At 46.3% G+C, this 16,371-nt stretch carries 11 protein-coding genes; 6 read left to right on the top strand and 5 right to left on the bottom strand.

Annotated features, from left to right (window positions below):
• Window positions 1-144: 144 nt before the first annotated feature.
• On the top strand, window positions 145-3,510 hold the full coding sequence (locus NSQ29_RS23750) for a HEAT repeat domain-containing protein (RefSeq protein WP_341126234.1): 3,366 nt from the start codon (window positions 145-147) through the stop codon (window positions 3,508-3,510).
• A gap of 80 nt (window positions 3,511-3,590) precedes the next feature.
• On the opposite strand, the gene NSQ29_RS23745 is transcribed toward NSQ29_RS23750, so the two are convergent.
• Together NSQ29_RS23745 and NSQ29_RS23740 are read right to left on the bottom strand one after the other, a co-directional pair.
• Window positions 3,591-5,366, bottom strand: a complete 1,776-nt coding sequence (locus tag NSQ29_RS23745; RefSeq protein WP_042184891.1) for an ABC transporter ATP-binding protein — start codon at window positions 5,364-5,366, stop codon at window positions 3,591-3,593.
• Complete coding sequence (locus NSQ29_RS23740; protein ID WP_339268748.1) at window positions 5,353-7,128, bottom strand: ABC transporter ATP-binding protein; 1,776 nt, start codon at window positions 7,126-7,128, stop codon at window positions 5,353-5,355. The genes NSQ29_RS23745 and NSQ29_RS23740 overlap by 14 nt, the downstream gene beginning before the upstream one ends.
• Window positions 7,129-7,402: 274 nt before the next feature.
• Here NSQ29_RS23740 and NSQ29_RS23735 point away from each other — a divergent pair, with 274 nt between their 5' ends.
• Window positions 7,403-8,104, top strand: a complete 702-nt coding sequence (locus NSQ29_RS23735; RefSeq protein WP_042184895.1) for an ABC transporter ATP-binding protein — start codon at window positions 7,403-7,405, stop codon at window positions 8,102-8,104.
• A gap of 13 nt (window positions 8,105-8,117) precedes the next feature.
• Window positions 8,118-10,763, top strand: a complete 2,646-nt coding sequence (locus NSQ29_RS23730) for an ABC transporter permease (RefSeq protein ID WP_341126233.1) — start codon at window positions 8,118-8,120, stop codon at window positions 10,761-10,763.
• 120 nt (window positions 10,764-10,883) lie between these two features.
• On the opposite strand, the gene NSQ29_RS23725 is transcribed toward NSQ29_RS23730, so the two are convergent.
• The 3 genes from NSQ29_RS23725 to NSQ29_RS23715 all read right to left on the bottom strand — a co-directional run bounded on the left by NSQ29_RS23725 (window position 10,884) and on the right by NSQ29_RS23715 (window position 13,007).
• Window positions 10,884-11,342, bottom strand: coding sequence for a GNAT family N-acetyltransferase (locus tag NSQ29_RS23725; protein WP_076286124.1), 459 nt, complete (start codon window positions 11,340-11,342; stop codon window positions 10,884-10,886).
• Window positions 11,343-11,362: 20 nt separating this feature from the next.
• Window positions 11,363-12,355, bottom strand: coding sequence for a DUF4003 family protein (locus NSQ29_RS23720; RefSeq protein ID WP_341126232.1), 993 nt, complete (start codon window positions 12,353-12,355; stop codon window positions 11,363-11,365).
• Between the two features lie 85 nt (window positions 12,356-12,440).
• Entirely contained in the window at window positions 12,441-13,007 is a 567-nt protein-coding gene (locus NSQ29_RS23715; protein ID WP_076286126.1) for a TetR/AcrR family transcriptional regulator, read from the bottom strand.
• Between the two features lie 196 nt (window positions 13,008-13,203).
• Between NSQ29_RS23715 and lpdA the strand changes: the two genes are divergently transcribed.
• From lpdA to NSQ29_RS23700, 3 genes are read left to right on the top strand one after another with little or no spacing between them, the layout of a single operon-like run.
• Window positions 13,204-14,598, top strand: coding sequence for a dihydrolipoyl dehydrogenase (gene lpdA, locus NSQ29_RS23710; RefSeq protein ID WP_341126231.1), 1,395 nt, complete (start codon window positions 13,204-13,206; stop codon window positions 14,596-14,598).
• Entirely contained in the window at window positions 14,595-15,227 is a 633-nt protein-coding gene (locus NSQ29_RS23705) for an HlyD family efflux transporter periplasmic adaptor subunit (RefSeq protein ID WP_076286128.1), read from the top strand. Before lpdA ends, NSQ29_RS23705 begins: the two co-directional genes overlap by 4 nt.
• A complete protein-coding gene (locus NSQ29_RS23700) occupies window positions 15,211-16,371 on the top strand; it encodes an ABC transporter permease (RefSeq protein WP_341126230.1) in 1,161 nt (386 codons plus the stop codon). The genes NSQ29_RS23705 and NSQ29_RS23700 overlap by 17 nt, the downstream gene beginning before the upstream one ends.

Here is a 16,371-nt window from a genome sequence, read left to right as displayed (position 1 = left end):
AGGTGGTTGAACAACCAGCTTCAGGGTTACCTTTATTTTTGGTCAACGAAACCAGATGGGAAATTCTAGTTTTTTAAAGGGGATAGATTGCAGTATAGAGAATAAAGTTCGGATGGAATAAGAACAGATTACCGAGGAGGGCTTATGATTTTTAAAAGAGATCCATTGGACAAACAGAGCTTACTTAAAGAATTGGATTCACTAGGCTATTCCGACAGAGTCAAAAAAGTAGCGATATTAGGCCGTGATCATCTTGGATCTGTCCAGTACTCCCAATTACTAGCCTCCTTGCTGGAGGATGGCGTTTATGAAGCACGTCTTGCCTTAATTGGTGCCATTGCAACACATGATGCCCCTATTATTCTGTCAGCCCTGCGGCATCCCATGGCAAGTATCAGAAATACGGCTGCGGGTCTTTTGGCAAAGGTGGCTTCAGATGCTGATATTGAACGTGAGCTCCCCCATTTATCATATGATTGCCGCCGTAAGCTGCTGCACAGTATTTCACAGATTAACCGTCAGGAATTGGCGGAACGTTTATTGCCTGTGGTGTACGACCGGTGGGGAGCGGAGGAGGCAGCGATTGTACTGCAGGCCTGTTACTCGGAAACAGTTAGTAAGTGGCTTGCTGATATCGGATATGCCATAAAAGACTGGAAGAAACTAGCCAGCAGGCATCTTGACGTAGTAGCGGAATACTTTGAAACAACGCTAGAAAGCACACCACTCAGGGAAAAGGGATATGTCTGGTGGAGGTTCTCATCAGCTGTGGAGATTCTATGCAATCTGAAGGCAGATCTGGTACTTGCGTGTGCGATGAATCATGGACCCGAGGGTATCATACATCCTGCGTTAAAGGAACAACTTGGCACGCTAGTACGCCAAAATCCGAATATGGTGTATCAGCTGCTGACACGAACGGAGTCGCGGAGCGATCTGATTTCTTATGGTGTGCCTGAAGGGGTACTACAAAGAAAAAAATATTTATCCATGAATCAATGGATTGAGATAGCGAAATTACTCGCAGATCACCCAATGCATTTAGCGAAGTTGCTGCATAATATTGCACCTTCCAACCGCCAAGTGATTTTTGATGCCGTGTATGAAGAAGATAAACGCCAAGATCATGTTTTTCCGGAAAGATTACTTTATGTATTACCGCATGCCTTGCGTGACAAGGAAGCCACCCGGATGCTTGGCCTTCGTGAAATCAATGATGACCGGGAGAGAACAATCAGACTCACCGCTTGCCGTTCGATTCTTCATTCAAGAGCGGGGCTTGAACAAGCAACAAAGGTATCCAGTTCAGAAGAACGTTCCACGGCGCTTATGCAACTGATCAGAAGTACGGTTCTGTCGAGACAGGGTATGCATGAGACTTTGGTATTTTTGGGCCGGATTAGAAATGAGCAAGATCCTGTTCGAGGTTTTGTGTTTAAGGAGCTTTCAGAAAGTCCTGCATCTGTGTTCACCGATGCCCATGTACAAGAACTTACTATGCTTGTTGATAGTGTTATAGATGCCAGAGATACTTCATATGGTACGAAGTTTTCCGTTCAACAACTGGCATTTGCTATTCTCCGGCATAACGCATTAAATCCTCACAGTGAGTTGTTCAAGTTCTCTTTAAATACGATCCGGAAACTGGCCCAGCAGAACGGACAGCTTTCACTTCCATCATTGGAGAAGAATTTACCCCAAGGAGTAAAAGAGGTCATCTTTGATGAAATCTATACATTAGCTGTACAGGGCAACAAAAGAGAAGACTACAATCTGGTGCTTAGCCTGGCTAGCTCATTTGGTAAAAGAGGTTACGGCATCATAAAACTTCAGAATCTGTTAAAGGAAGCAACGAGGGCAAAGGCAGATTCTACAGCTATACAAGCAGCCAGATACTGGCTTGCGCCTCGTACAACACGTGATGCCAGAGTTAAGGAATTATTAGCTTTAGATAAATCGTATATTACGATCCATGAAGTATTCCAGCATCTGCATCTGAAGCGTCAAGAATGGCTCGATCCTTTTATTTCAGGGGCTGTCATTAAGGGCAAGTTCCTATCAGGCAAAACTATCTATCTTGTGCCGGCCGCGGATGGATTCCACAGATGGCTGCCACGTCAGCAACAAGCATTAAGTGCCTTATTAGAAAAAATTGCATACGATGCCGAACGTAATCTTTGGGAGCGTGCAAGAGTTATTAAGATCATGGCAAGCATGCCTGATCTCGGTTCGGATAGGTTACTTGGGCTTATGCAGGATAAGGAAGTAACTGTAGTAGAAGCTGCACTTCATGCCTTTTCACTTATGGAAGAACCGGAGAAGGCACTTCCCATTCTGCTGGAGAATCTGGATGGGGACCGGGCACGTGTAGCCATGTACTCGATACCCAGATGCATCCGCAGGGTGAATCCGGTGTTACTGGTTACCATGCTGAAAGAGCTTCTGAATCGGGATAAGCTGAAGATCACTGTCAGAAAAGAGGCCATCCGCTTACTGGGTACTTATAGAAGCGATGACAGCATTCCGCTATTGATGAACGAGTTCGAGAAACCAAATGCACACAAGGATGTAATCATTGCCATAGGGCATGCTGCAAAACAGCTTTTAGATGATGAGCGCGCTTGGGAGATTTTAAGTGCAATGGCTGCTTCATCAGAAAGTGATATCGCAAGAAGCTTGTTATCCCAACGGCCTAATGATCTTCCGCTAGACTATAGACTTCGCTATTTAAAATTAATCATTGAAATCGGAAATCATCCGGATGGGTTTGTCGGCAAGTATGCTTTCAGTTCTATGATGTGGTGGACCAATGGAAATGAAGGCATTGTTGCAGCTGCCACCGCTCAGGCTATTATGGATTTGGAAGACAGCAACAGATGGGAATTTGCCATGAACACGCTAATACAAACCTGCCGCGATGGTAAGATCAATGAGGTTGTAATCGGCGTTTGTCAGAAATTAGCTAGTGCGGCGATAAGGGATGAATGGAATGCAACTACCAGTAGAGATTTGCCTCATCGGCAACGTCTCCTGAAACTTATCAACCAGCTGAACGCTTTGCCAACAATCACCCGGGTGCACCTTAAACCTTTGTATACGGGATTGATTGAGTGTCTAACATCGGATGAGACTTTACAGCAAGTTGTGATGAAGCTGTATATAGCAGTAATAGACTGGAATAATGTGCAGGAATCCGCCGCTTATCTGAATCAGATGGTTAACTGTATTTCAAATCAGCCGCAGCTGTTGAGCGACGGCTATAAGCAGGTTGCTTATAATTTAAAAGACAGCACAGGCTACTGGAGTCCGGAGACTTTATTGGGAATTGTAGATGTGCTAGGGTCTGAGGGGAGTTACGAATCTCAGTATATTGGACTTTCGTTGCTTGAGGTTGCCGGAAGTGCTCTACTCTGGAGTCCAGAGCCTGCGGAGCGTTTGAGGGTGTACAGAAATCACACGAATATTGCGATTCGCTCACTTGCGCTAAATATTTGGACGGTGATAGATTAGTTTTCATATTTTTAATAAAATATAAACACCAAAAAAGCTCAGGCTACAATTCGGCCTGAGCTTTTTTGGTGTTTATTCAATTAAGCTTCCATCTTCTGCGCCGTATAAAGGCGGTGGTAAAGCCCCTTTTGTGCGATAAGCTCATCATGTGAGCCGCTTTCTGCGATACCTTTGTTAGACACATACATAATGCGGTCGCAGTTTTTTACGGTGGACAGGCGGTGCGCGATAATGAATGAGGTACGTCCTTTAAGGAGCTCATTCAGACCTTTTTGCAGCAAACGCTCAGTCTTCGCATCGATCGATGAAGTGGCTTCATCTAATATGAGAATTCTCGGATCAGCCAAAAGCGTTCTTGCGAACGAGATGAGCTGCCGCTGTCCCTGAGACAGCTTGGAGCCACGCTCGTTGACCTCCGTCATGTAGCCTTGATCGAATTCACGGATGAATTCGTCGGCGCACACGGCTTTCGCCGCAGCAATCACTTCTTCCTCGGTGGCATCGAGTTTACCGTAACGAATATTGTCCAAGATCGTACCGGAGAAGATGAAGCTGTCTTGAAGCATAATCCCCATCTGGCTGCGCAGGGACTTCAGCGTAACCTGCGAGATATCCTGATCGTCGATAAGAATCTTACCGCTAGAAATATTATAGAAGCGCGAGATCAGATTGACGACTGTAGTTTTGCCTGCACCTGTTGGTCCCACTAGAGCGATGCTTTCTCCCGCTTTGATCTTAAAGGAGATATTCTCCAGAATATTGAGTCCTGGGTCATAGGCAAAGGTCACATCGTCGAAAGTGACATGGCCCTCTACAGGCCGCAGTGTCTTCGCATCCGGAATATCACTGACGGTAACGGGCTCATCCAGCGTCTCGAAGATACGCTCGAGATAGGCAACGGCGTTGATGAAGTTATTGTACAGGTTCGAAAGATTCAGAATCGGCTGCCAGAAGCGGGCAGCGTAGCTGCTCATCGCCAGAATGACGCCGAGGGTCATGTCTTGAGGACTCAGTGTTAGTAGGCCTACAAGGAAAATCAATGATGTAACGATCGTAGACAAGTTGTCTACGGAGAACGGAATAAGTAAGTTGTAACGTTGAGCCTTCATCCATTCTGTACGGAAATTACCCGCGAGACGTGTGAAGATTCCTTCGTTGCGTTGTTCCCGGGAGAACATTTGCGTCACACCAATACCGCTGATACTTTCTTGCAAATAGGCGTTTAGGTTGGAGCTTTTATTGGATACTGCTTGCCAAGCCCGGCGTTGCCGAGTTTTGATCAGCATCATGATGACAAAGAATACTGGCAGCCCTGCAAGGATGACAAATGATAGACGCACATCAACAGCGAACATGAAGGCTGCGATAAAGAGCAAATTCACGATTTCCAGAATAAAGTTGATAATACCGTTGGATAACACATCTGAAACGGCGTTAACGTAGTTTACGACCCGGATGAGAATCTTGCCTTGCGGACGGTCGTCATAATACTTAAAGGGCAACTCTTGCAGATGCTTAAACAAATCTGTACGGATGTCAAAAATAATATCCTGCCCAACACTCGTCATGATACGTGAACGTATGGTAGCGAGATAAACGCTGACCACAATGGTCAGAAGCATCAGTCCAGCCCAGCCCAGTAGCGCAAGCTTCGCTTTTGCCGGAATGGTCACGTCGATCACATGCTGCATGATCAGTGGAGCTGATAGTGAAATGGCCGCTGAAAGTGCACTGAGGATAAATGCAACAATCATTGGCGTTTTCTTTCGTTTGATGTATACCATCGCACGCCGGAAGTGTTTTATATTAAACGGCGATTCCAGATTCTCATCGACGTCGAATTTATTCCTTGCCACTTGCGGTCACCTGCCTTCCAATACCCTCGTTCTGCAGTTTAAACACATCGTAGTAGTAGCCCCGTTTCGCTAGCAGTTCGGCGTGGGTGCCTTCCTCAACCAGCTTCCCGTTATCCAGAATGAGAATACGGTCAGCCTGCGCGGTCGTAGATACACGCTGCGCGATAATAATCTTCGTGCAAGGATAATCCAGCTCGCGTAGACTTTTCTGAATATGCTCTTCCGTCTCAAGATCGACAGCAGAGGTCGTATCATCCAGAATGAGGATCGGACGGCGAACTGCCAAAGCACGTGCTAAAGCGATACGCTGTTTTTGACCTCCAGATAAGCCGACTCCTCGTTCTCCGACAACTGTATCATAACCTTCAGGCATTTTGGTAATGAAGTCATGTGCGGCTGCGAGCTCGGCAAAGCTTATCGCATCTTCTTCCGGAAGATCAGGATCACCGTAGGCGATGTTTCCATCGATAGTATCAGAGAACAAGAGCACATCTTGGGTCGCCATGCCGATATTATCGCGCAGCTCATCGAGCTCCAGCTTTCGGACATCAACGCCGTCGACGAGTACACGTCCTTCGGCTACGTCATAGAAGCGAGGAATCAGGTTGATGATTGTTGTTTTGCCTGATCCGGTCGAGCCCATGATTGCTATGGTTTCACCAGGTTCTACGGTAAAGCTAACATCGTCAAGTACGATAGCGCTGTCATATTTGAAGCGAACATGATCGAACTCAATACGGCCTTCGTAACGGCGTTTGTCAGTAGACTTATGCTCGTTTACGATATTAGGCTTTGCGTAATAGATATCAATGATTTTGGACAAGCTCGCAAAAAAGCGCTGAATGTCGTTGATAATAATACCAATGTTGCGCATAGGGTTGGATATAGCCCAGATCAGTGAAGAGAAAGCTGTAAATTCACCGAAGGTGATCCGGCCGTTCATCAGGAACAAACCACCAGCCAGCATTAGAATGACGTTGAAGCCCTGAGCGAAGGATTCCAGAAAAGGAAAGTAATCAAGCCATACAAGGGCGGCCTTTTTGTTCGCTGTAGAGTAATTGACATTCTTCTCCGTAAATTTTTGAACTTCGAACTCTTCGCGGGCAAAAGCCTTAACCACACGGTTGCCTGAAATATTCTCCTGAGTAGTCGTGTTAAGCTGGGACAGCCGCTCACGCAGGTCAATATACATAGGACGGACGCGTTTAGCGAATATGTAAGCCACGATAAAAATGGGCGGTGACAGGATTAGCATCCACAGCGTTAGCTGAGCATCTATAGTGAAAAAATAGATAACAGCAGCAATGAAGATCGTTAGCGATTCAATGATCGTTTTGAAAATCCATGCCATCGAGTGCCGAACCATGTCCAGATCCCCGGTCATCTTGGTCATGAGATCACCGGTACGGTTACGGTCGTAATATTCTCTGTCCTGTCCTTGAATCTTGTTGTACAAAAAAATACGGATATTGTACATCATGTTTTGCGAGGATCTTTCGTACTGCATGGTTGTAATATAAGCAAGTCCTGTGCGCAGTAGAGAAAATCCAATCATGCCCAGACAGAGCATAATCAATAATTGCCGTTCTTGTGTAAGATTCTGCAGCGCATTGTCACCTGCTATAAACGTATCGACAATGCGCTGACTGATGTAAGGGTTTACAATCGTAAGACTTGAACCCACTACTGAGAGGCAGAGCGCTAGAATGTACCGTGTCCGGTTGCCCTCTAAGTTCTGCCATAGCCATTTCAGTTCGAACATCTGATCACCTGTTTCTGATTGTTCTTGTTCTTTCACTCTTGCCTGAAAAGAGTGAATAAAACAAAGTGATTATAACATTATCAATTGACTAAGTATCGTTTACGGTAAAATTTCCTTGTTACATTATTGTTACAAAAAAATGAACTTATTAATGATGTGAATTTATCCTTGAGTAATGAGGGTTTGCCATTCGGGCTTGGGCGTTCTAATTATGATAAACTGAAACAATGTAAAGTGATTAGGCTTGGTTTGGATAGAGACAGGAGGATGGAAAATGAGCTTTGTTGCTGTCAAAAATGAGTACAAGCGTTACAAAATGGGTGAAAGTGTGATCGTTGCCAACGACGGAATTGATTTTGAGATAAATAAAGGTGAGTTTGCAGTGATTGTCGGCCCCAGCGGTGCGGGCAAATCGACGGTGCTTAATATTCTTGGCGGGATGGATTCTGCTGACGAAGGCCAGGTCATTGTGGACGGTACGGACATTGCCAAGTTCAGTGCCAAAGAGTTGACGGGCTACCGCCGCAATGACGTGGGTTTTGTGTTCCAGTTCTATAACTTAGTGCCGAATCTTACCACACTGGAGAATGTTGAGCTTGCTTCTCAGATTTCCCCGCGTGCACTAGATGCGCGTAAGGTGCTGGAGGATGTGGGATTAGGTGCACGGCTGGATAATTTTCCGGCTCAGCTGTCTGGTGGTGAGCAGCAACGTGTCGCTATCGCCAGAGCGCTAGCTAAACAGCCGAAGCTGCTCCTTTGCGATGAGCCAACAGGTGCGCTAGATTACAATACTGGTAAGCAAGTGCTTAAGCTGCTTCAGGATACCTGCCGTAACACAGGTACTACGGTTATCGTAATCACGCATAATTTGGCGATTGCGCCAATGGCAGACCGGGTTATTGAGATTAATAATGCTAAGGTACGGAAGATGGTAACCAATCCTTCGCCAGTATCCGTTGAAGATATCGAATGGTAAGGAGAAGGCATCTATGAAAAAGCGCGCGTTATGGAAAGATATTTTTCGTGAAATTAGGCATACCAAAGCCCGATTTATTTCGATTTTTGCAATTATCATGCTGGGCGTTAGTTTCTTTTCTGGCATCAAGTCAGCCGGTCCAGATATGCTGGATACAGCCGGAACCTTTTATCAAGAGACGAGACTGATGGATCTGAAGGTGCAGACCAACTATGGTTTGACCAAAGATAACATAGATCTGCTGAGCGATGTACCGGGGATCGATGAAGTCCAGCCGGGTTACAGCGCAGATGTGTTCAGTGGCGATAATGCTTTGATACTCAAAGTCCATTCTTACAATTCAGATAAACCGCTTAACCAGTACAGTATGATTGAAGGACGTCTTCCAGAGGATTCCGGAGAAATCGTATTGGATGACAAGCTGGCTGGAAAGTATGCGCTAGGCGACAAAATAACGTTCAGCGGAGCTGGAACGGATGCGGTTTTGTCGAACAACTTTGAAACATTGAATTATACTGTTGTGGGCTTTGTGCGAAGTCCTCAATTTATAGAGAAGAGTACCCGGGGCACCAGCGGAATTGGTAAAGGGACGGCGGATGCATTCGCAGCGATCCCAGAGTCGGATTTTAAGCTCCCGGTCTATACGGAGGCCTATCTATCCTTCAAGGATACAACCGGAGTGAAGGCTTATTCACCAGAGTATGAGGGATTGATCGAACAGCATACCAAGTCAGTAGAGCAGGCGATGTCGAGTGTGCCGGAAGCTCGGCTTGCGGAGATGCGCGCGGAAGGTGAGAAAGAGCTGTCCAGTGGACGAGGCAAGGTGGCCGCCGCCGAGAAGCAGCTCGCCGATTTAAAGCGCCAGCCAGAAGTGGTGCAGCAGGGACAAGCTGCAAACATGAAAGCCATTGCTGATGGGCTGGTCTCTGCCAAGGCGGAACTGGCTGCAGGGGAGCAAAAGCTTGCAGAACTAGGGCTCCCGAAGGTCTATGTCACTGACCGCAGTGCCAATCCGGGATATGCCGAATATAAAGACAACGCTGATCGATTATCGGCAATTGCGAGTGCTTTCCCGGTATTCTTTTTCCTGATTGCTGCGCTGGTCAGCTTGACGACTATGACTCGAATGGTCGAGGAGCATCGTTTGCAGATCGGGACACTTAAAGCGCTTGGGTATGGCAACCGTGACATTATGGCCAAATTCTTGGTTTATGGTACACTTGCCAGCTTGACGGCTTCGGTTGCGGGACTTGCGCTCGGTTTTACCATGTTTCCAACCATTATCTATAATGCGTACAGTTCGCTTTATAATCTGCCGGATCTTATCAAAAGCTTCTATCCGTCGTATTCCATCATTTCCATTATAGTGGCGCTTATCTGCACTACATTGACGGCTTGGATTGCCGCACGTGTAGAGCTGCGTAGCAATGCTTCTGTGTTAATGCGTCCGAAGGCGCCAAAGAGCGGGCAGCGGATTCTACTGGAGAGAGTTACGTTTGTATGGAAACGGCTGAGCTTTGTTCAGAAAGTTACCGCACGGAATTTATTCCGCTACAAGCAGCGGATGTTCATGACTGTGTTCGGCGTGGCCGGCTGTACGGCGCTGATTCTGACCGGGTTTGGTCTTAAAGACTCGATCGGCAGCATTGCCCCTCAGCAGTTCGGCACGATTATGAAATATGATGCACTTGTAGCGCTGCATGAAGATGCGTCTGCTGATGCGCGGGATGCCTACGAGCAATTGATCACTGGCGAGTCCACTATAACTGGATCACTAAGTGTGGCACAGGAAACGATGAAAGCGCACAGCAGTGGTGTAAATGATCAGGATGTGCATATGTTCATCCCTGCATCTGTTGATGCGATATCCGATTATGTGGAGCTGCGGGATCGAGTGAGTGGAGAAAAACGCACGCTTTCGGACGAGGGCGCTATAATCTCGGAGAAGCTGGCTAAATTATACGGGCTTGAGCCCGGCGACCAGTTGAATGTGGTGGACAAGGATAACGAGACATTCAAGATTAAGGTCATAGGGATTACAGAGAACTATGTAATGCACTATGTTTATATGACACCTGCGTATTATTCTTCCGTATTTGGACAAGAACCGGTGTTCAACACAGAGCTGCTGAAGTATACCACGCACGATAAAGCATGGGAGGACAAGTTCGGCGAGAAGCTAACGGACAATGAGGGAGTGGCCGCGGTCAGCTTTTCCAGCAACGTAGGTACTGCCTTTGATGACACCATGAAGAGTATGGATGTTGTAACCTTGGTACTCATTGTATCAGCTGCTGCTTTGGCTTTTGTCGTCCTCTACAATTTGACCAATATTAATGTCTCTGAGCGGATCAGGGAACTATCAACCATCAAGGTATTGGGATTTTATGATAAGGAAGTAACGTTGTATATTTACCGCGAGAATATGCTGCTAAGCCTACTTGGTATTGTAGCCGGATCGGGTCTTGGCATTATATTGCACAGCTTCGTCTTAAATACAGCTGAGCTGGATGCGACGATGTTCGCGCCGATTATTAAGTGGCCAAGCTATGTGTATGCCGCGCTATTAACACTGCTGTTCTCAGGCATAGTCATGGCTTTCATGCATATTAAGCTCAAACGGATTCATATGATTGAGGCGTTGAAGTCGGTAGAATAAGCGGAGCTTTCACACCAAAAACAAAAGTTGATCCTACTTAAACACAAAGGACCGCTTCGAACAGCCATTGTTATGGCTACTCGAAGCGGTCTCTTTTGCTTTGAGAGGCGATGGAATCTTTTAACGTGAGTCGATCGATAACTTCATATGCAGGATAGGAAAAGGATTGCCCTGTTCATCCAGTGCAGAACGCTCATAAACTTGAAAACCCATATGCTCATAGAAACCTAAGGCCTGCGGATTTTGTTCATTTACATCAACGTAGCGTACGTTCAGTGTCTGTATAGCATAAGCAACGAGCGATTTACCAATTCCTTTTCCCATTGCAGCAGGTTCTACGAATAGCATTTCAATCTTGTTATCCTGAATCCCTATGAATCCAAGCGATTGGTCATGGTCATCTATAAAAGCAAGCAGATGACTTATATGCTCCATCCCTTGTATAACCAGTGGCCGCAACGCATCAATGTCCTGTTCAGACAGGAATAGATGTGTATGCCGCACAGATAATTCCCAAATATTCAGTAGACGGTATAAACATTCTTCATTTCTAGCGGTGATTGGTTGTATCGAGTCCATGTCTTCCCTCACATTTCCACTTAATTCGAAGAAGATGAAGCTGCAGCCGCAGCCGACGCAGCCGCAGCCCCAGCAAGAGCAGCCTGCTGTGCGATCACAATATTAGTGATGCTGGTGGAAAGCATCGAGGTTACAATGCCGCTTTGCACATCCTCTACATATTTGAAGGCTACCAGCGCAGCTGACAGCAGTAGCAATTCCTGCTTTACAATGGACCAGCTGCCAAAGCTTTTTTTGGTACGCAGTAATTCGAAGGTCTCTGAGACTTCCGTAACCATGTCCTTATTGTTGGAGGAGAGCAAAGTTAGCACGCCCAGCGAAGAAAGGGTATATTCCTTATCTAACCGGATGCCATGTGCACGGAACGCATCTCGTAATGCCAGTACACGATCCGCTGCTTCTGAAGCTTCTTTTCCAAGAACCAGTACCTGTGTCAGAGCTTGCACACTGTTCCCCGACATAAATTCAGGCTTTAGTGTAGTGTAAAGCTGCTCCATCCGGTCGATGCCGCTGTCCACGTCGATATCGGAAAGGCCGAGCATGGCAGAGAAGATATAATCATCATGTCCGGTAAGGAAACGGTGCTTCGCTTTCATGCTATCGTAAAACATCTTTGCGCGTTCTACCGTACGCTGATACTGATCTGTTGTCGTATTAGCGGCGATTTGATAAGCGGCAACGACGAGATAATCAGAGGCTCTAAATTTGACATCCTTCAATAAGTCATACACGGTCAGCGTGTTAGCAAGCTGTTGTTCCTTGTCAGCAGAAAGAGAGAGCATAGTAGCAATACTGATTGCCGAATTCCCCCTAAACGAAGAAAACATTCCGGTATTTTCTTTAATAAGCTCGTGGCTCGCACGAATCGCATCCTCATCTGCACTTTTATTCTCTGCTGTGTACAGTAACCCCGCCAAACGGCTAACCATTGCATTATGCCAAGGAAAAGCCTTTTTGATCCTCTGCGCGTTCTCTGCGAACAATTCAACCCTTGCAGCATACTGCTCGTTCATTGGATACACCCCTCAGTTATCTATAATTCATAATATTACGAAAATTTTCTGAGTTGGATTCATTTGTTTGGGGTGTTTATTGTTTTTAGATCGTAACCAGCTCTTTAGCATACCGTTTGCCTGACGAAAGAAGGCTGTCGCTCAGTTCAGGGTCATTTACAGTCCTTGCAAGAACTAGAGAGCCAACCATGGTGCTGAACAGTGCGCTACCTTTGGAGGGTTCAATTCCCGCCAGATCGGAGATAAAAGCAGTCATCCGCTCCAGTTCCTGGGTGAATACTTGCCGAACTTCTTCGGAAGAATGAGATATCTCGGCAGAAAGGGCAGGGATAATACAGCCCATCTCTGTTTTGTCGCGGTGATACGGACTTAAATAATAGTCAATGACCGCATTGATTTTGGGGTTCTGCTCTTCCTGGTCCGCGACCTTCTGCAAAAGTGCGATGGTATCGCTGATGGCATACCGGCAGGCTTCGGCGACGAGTTGTTCTTTGTTGTCGAAATGTGAATAAAACCCGCCGTGAGTCAATCCGGCTCCCTTCATAATGAATGGAACACTTACATCATGAATGCCATGGGTGCGAAAAGCCTGGGCAGCACTTTCAACAATCGTATTCCGTACTTTTATTTTATGGCCTTTGGGATAGGGCATCATAATCACTCCATAGCTTCATAATTCTACTTTTAAAATATTATATGCATCATAATAAAGCCTGTCAATTTAACGATTCTGAGCACTGTCTGCTTATGAAAGGATAAACACGGTTGTTGACGGTTTTAAAATATGATGGTAATAATATATTACGATCATCATATTTTAAAATAGCAGGTACAGGAGGTATCAGGAGATGGGGAATCTTGAGTTCGTAGAAACGTTGGTCATTGGATCAGGTCCGGGTGGGTATGTGGCGGCGCTGCGATCTTCACAACTTGGAATGAGAACGGCGATTGTTGAACGTAATCAGCTAGGTGGGGTCTGCACTAATGTTGGGTGTATTCCCTCCAAAGCATTAATTGCTGAATCCCATCGTTACGAGTTGCTTAGACCGTTCAGCTCTGCGGATGCGGCAGTGTCATTTAAGAATGCTCAGGATTTCAAGCAAGGAATTGTGAATAAGCAGGCAGGTGGAGTTGGCTATTTATTAAAGACTGCAGGTGTGAGCATTTTGGAAGGGGAGGCCAGATTGGTCGATGAGCATACCGCTATTATCAGTCAGTCCGGACAAGAGCAAAGCATTTCTTTTAAAAATGCCATCTTAGCCACAGGATCACGTCCGATTGAGCTGCAAGCCTTTCCAGTTGGCGGACGTGTTTTGTCTTCGACAGAAGCTCTGTCGCTCCGTGAAGTTCCAACTAGCCTAGTAGTTATTGGCGGTGGATATATAGGCGTTGAGCTGGGGCAAATGTATGCCAAATTTGGAACAACGGTAACGATTCTGGAGGGAGGAGATCAAGTGCTGCCTGGATTTGAGGCGGAGCTTGTGAGCCCTGTTGGAAGGCAGTTGAAAGCTGATGGGATTAAGATGATTACCGGAGCGACAGCTGTGAACGTAGTGCAGAGTGCAGACGCCATCACACTGCATTATTTGAAAAATCAGGAGCAGCTGCATGTGACAGCGGAATATGTGTTAGTCACTGTCGGCAGAAAACCAAATACAGATGGCAATTTAGGGCTGGACCGTATAGGTTTGCCAGTGACGAGCAGGGGGTTCCTTGAGACAGATGAACAGTGCAGAACGGCTATCCCGAATATTTTTGCAATTGGAGATATTACGTCGGGTCCTGCCCTTGCTCACAAGGCGTCCTATGAAGCCAAAATTGCGGCAGAAGCCATAGCAGGTCTTTCCTCCGAGGTTGATTATAGAGCCATTCCGCTTGTTGTTTTTTCTGATCCAGAGCTGGCCAGTGTTGGCTTAAGTGAAACAGAAGCAAAGGCAAAAGGCATCCCGCTGGTTATTGGCAAATCTTCTTTTGGGATTAACGGGAGAGCATTGGCCTTGAGGGAAACGGAAGGTTTCGTCAAGCTTGTAGCGGACCTAAATTCAGGAGTCGTAGTGGGTGCACAAATCGTTGGAGTAGAGGCATCCACACTCGTGTCGGAGCTTGCTCTTGCTATTGAGATGGGAGCCACTGTGGAGGACTTGGCGATGACCATTCACCCTCATCCCACATTGGGAGAAGTAATTATGGAGGCTGCTGAAAATGCAGTTAAAAAAATGGTGATGAAAGAGAGTGGAAAATGAAGATAAAAGCAGGGCTATATATAGGAATTGCGATTGTGCTGATTGTTGGTGGGGCGCTTCTTGCTGTAAAAGGAAAGGATGCAGTCAGTCAGGCTGAGAGCAGGAAACAAGGGATTCTGGATGCGGAGCAGAAGACAATATTTTATCAGAACAGTCCAGGGTCAATTGTAGAGGTCAGTGTGGCTGTAGGTGATTCTATAAAACAGGGAGAGGTATTGTTCAAGGTTAAATCCGCTGAAGAAGGAGAAACAGATGTACTCGCGCCGGAGGACGGGTCGGTCAACAGGATTGTTGTAAAGCCGGGAGATCAAATACAGCTAGGAATGCCAATGGCGGTTTTACAAAAAAACAACTTTTATACAGACCTTTACATACAGGAGAGCGAAATCCAAAAGCTAAAGGTGAATCAAAGTATCGACGTTCATTTTCCGTATTTGAACCATCCAAGCGAGGTGACGGGTGTGGTTACTTCCATCGCAGCCGCCCCTCAATTTGCGAGCTTGCGCATGTCACGTGAAAAAGGGCAAGCCGATTTAAGCATGTTTCTTGTCCGTATAGCTATGGATGCGAATGCTGATTTGCTTCCGGGGATGACAGCGGAGGTGAAGCTCGATGAAATCACTGATTGACGAGTGGAAGTACGTGGCGGGCAGTAAGTATTTACGCCTGATTTTTATTGGTCCACTTATCGCGGCTATATTTTTTGGCTTGATGTTCTCGAAGAATCAAATCAGCGAATCGCATGTTGTAGTCATTGATGAGGATCACAGCTCGTATTCACGACAGCTGATCTCTAAAATAAATGCTTCTCCATATATGAAGGTAACTAATGTGTATGCCAGCCCCTTAGATCCAGAAACATTATTGGCAAATGAGCAGGCTGTCGCGGTCATCACCCTTCCCAAAGCGTTAGGGCTGCATCAGCAGCAGGGGATATCAACGAATCTCGGCATCTTAATGGATAACACCATGCCATCAGGTCTAACCGGCATCCGAACTGCGATTCAGGAAGTCATCCAGACGGAAAATATGACTCTTTCTATGACCCGTCTCCTCCAAAAGGGGATGGATGCCGAAACCTCTAAAGGACTTGCTTCTCCGTTGTCCCTGCAGCAGCGGATGTTGTTTAATCCGACCACAAGTTATGTGAGCTTTATGGTCATTGGATTTGTGAATATTGTGGTGCTGATGATTACAACAAGCGCAGCAGGTTCAATTGCCCCTCGCTTACGGCAGGAGGGGAAACTTTTTGCAAACGGGAAGTCTCCTTGGCAGATTTGGGTTCGTAGTATACCTTACGCTGTTTTATCAACGATCTCGCTGCTCCTGTGTTATGGCTTATTAAAGCAGGTAGGGGGAATGCGCTTTGAAGCAGAGCCTTATCTTTTTATTATTCCGCTGTTTGTGTATGCCTTTGCTCTGTCACTTATGGGCCTGTTGATTGGTTATACTGCCAAAGACGTATCCAAAGTTAATTTACGAACTAATTTCGTATTGTATCCGTCGTTTCTTGCCACTGGAATCCAATTGAGCCCATTAGCGTTTCCGGAGTTTTTTCAAATTTCCGCTTGGGCATTGCCGATGAACTGGCTTAATCGCCTTATACGCGGGATGGCTTTTCGGGATGCGGCGTTAACAGCCTACAGCCAGGAGCTGGGAGCACTGCTGATCATTATTGGTGTTGTGTCCTTATTCATCGGATTGCTGGTGCTCAGGGAGGCGAACAAACCCGAGGTTCAGCTCTCGAAATCAGTCCCAGCTTCAGTAATCTAA

The sequence above is a fragment of the Paenibacillus sp. FSL F4-0236 genome (assembly GCF_038000135.1).
Classification (GTDB): Bacteria; Bacillota; Bacilli; order Paenibacillales; family Paenibacillaceae; genus Paenibacillus_AQ.
The sequence above is the reverse complement of the archived record's forward strand: the minus strand, read 5'-3'. Positions and strand labels throughout refer to the sequence as shown.

What these genes read in the sequence shown, in the direction of transcription:
- NSQ29_RS23750 (WP_341126234.1), top strand. Translation starts at nt 145, where the DNA reads ATGATTTTTAAAAGAGATCCATTGGACAAACAGAGCTTACTTAAAGAA.
- NSQ29_RS23730 (WP_341126233.1), top strand. Translation starts at nt 8,118, where the DNA reads ATGAAAAAGCGCGCGTTATGGAAAGATATTTTTCGTGAAATTAGGCAT.
- NSQ29_RS23735 (WP_042184895.1), top strand. Translation starts at nt 7,403, where the DNA reads ATGAGCTTTGTTGCTGTCAAAAATGAGTACAAGCGTTACAAAATGGGT.
- NSQ29_RS23715 (WP_076286126.1), bottom strand. Translation starts at nt 13,007, where the DNA reads ATGCCCTATCCCAAAGGCCATAAAATAAAAGTACGGAATACGATTGTT.
- NSQ29_RS23720 (WP_341126232.1), bottom strand. Translation starts at nt 12,355, where the DNA reads ATGAACGAGCAGTATGCTGCAAGGGTTGAATTGTTCGCAGAGAACGCG.
- NSQ29_RS23700 (WP_341126230.1), top strand. Translation starts at nt 15,211, where the DNA reads ATGAAATCACTGATTGACGAGTGGAAGTACGTGGCGGGCAGTAAGTAT.
- NSQ29_RS23740 (WP_339268748.1), bottom strand. Translation starts at nt 7,128, where the DNA reads ATGTTCGAACTGAAATGGCTATGGCAGAACTTAGAGGGCAACCGGACA.
- NSQ29_RS23705 (WP_076286128.1), top strand. Translation starts at nt 14,595, where the DNA reads ATGAAGATAAAAGCAGGGCTATATATAGGAATTGCGATTGTGCTGATT.
- lpdA (WP_341126231.1), top strand. Translation starts at nt 13,204, where the DNA reads ATGGGGAATCTTGAGTTCGTAGAAACGTTGGTCATTGGATCAGGTCCG.
- NSQ29_RS23725 (WP_076286124.1), bottom strand. Translation starts at nt 11,342, where the DNA reads ATGGACTCGATACAACCAATCACCGCTAGAAATGAAGAATGTTTATAC.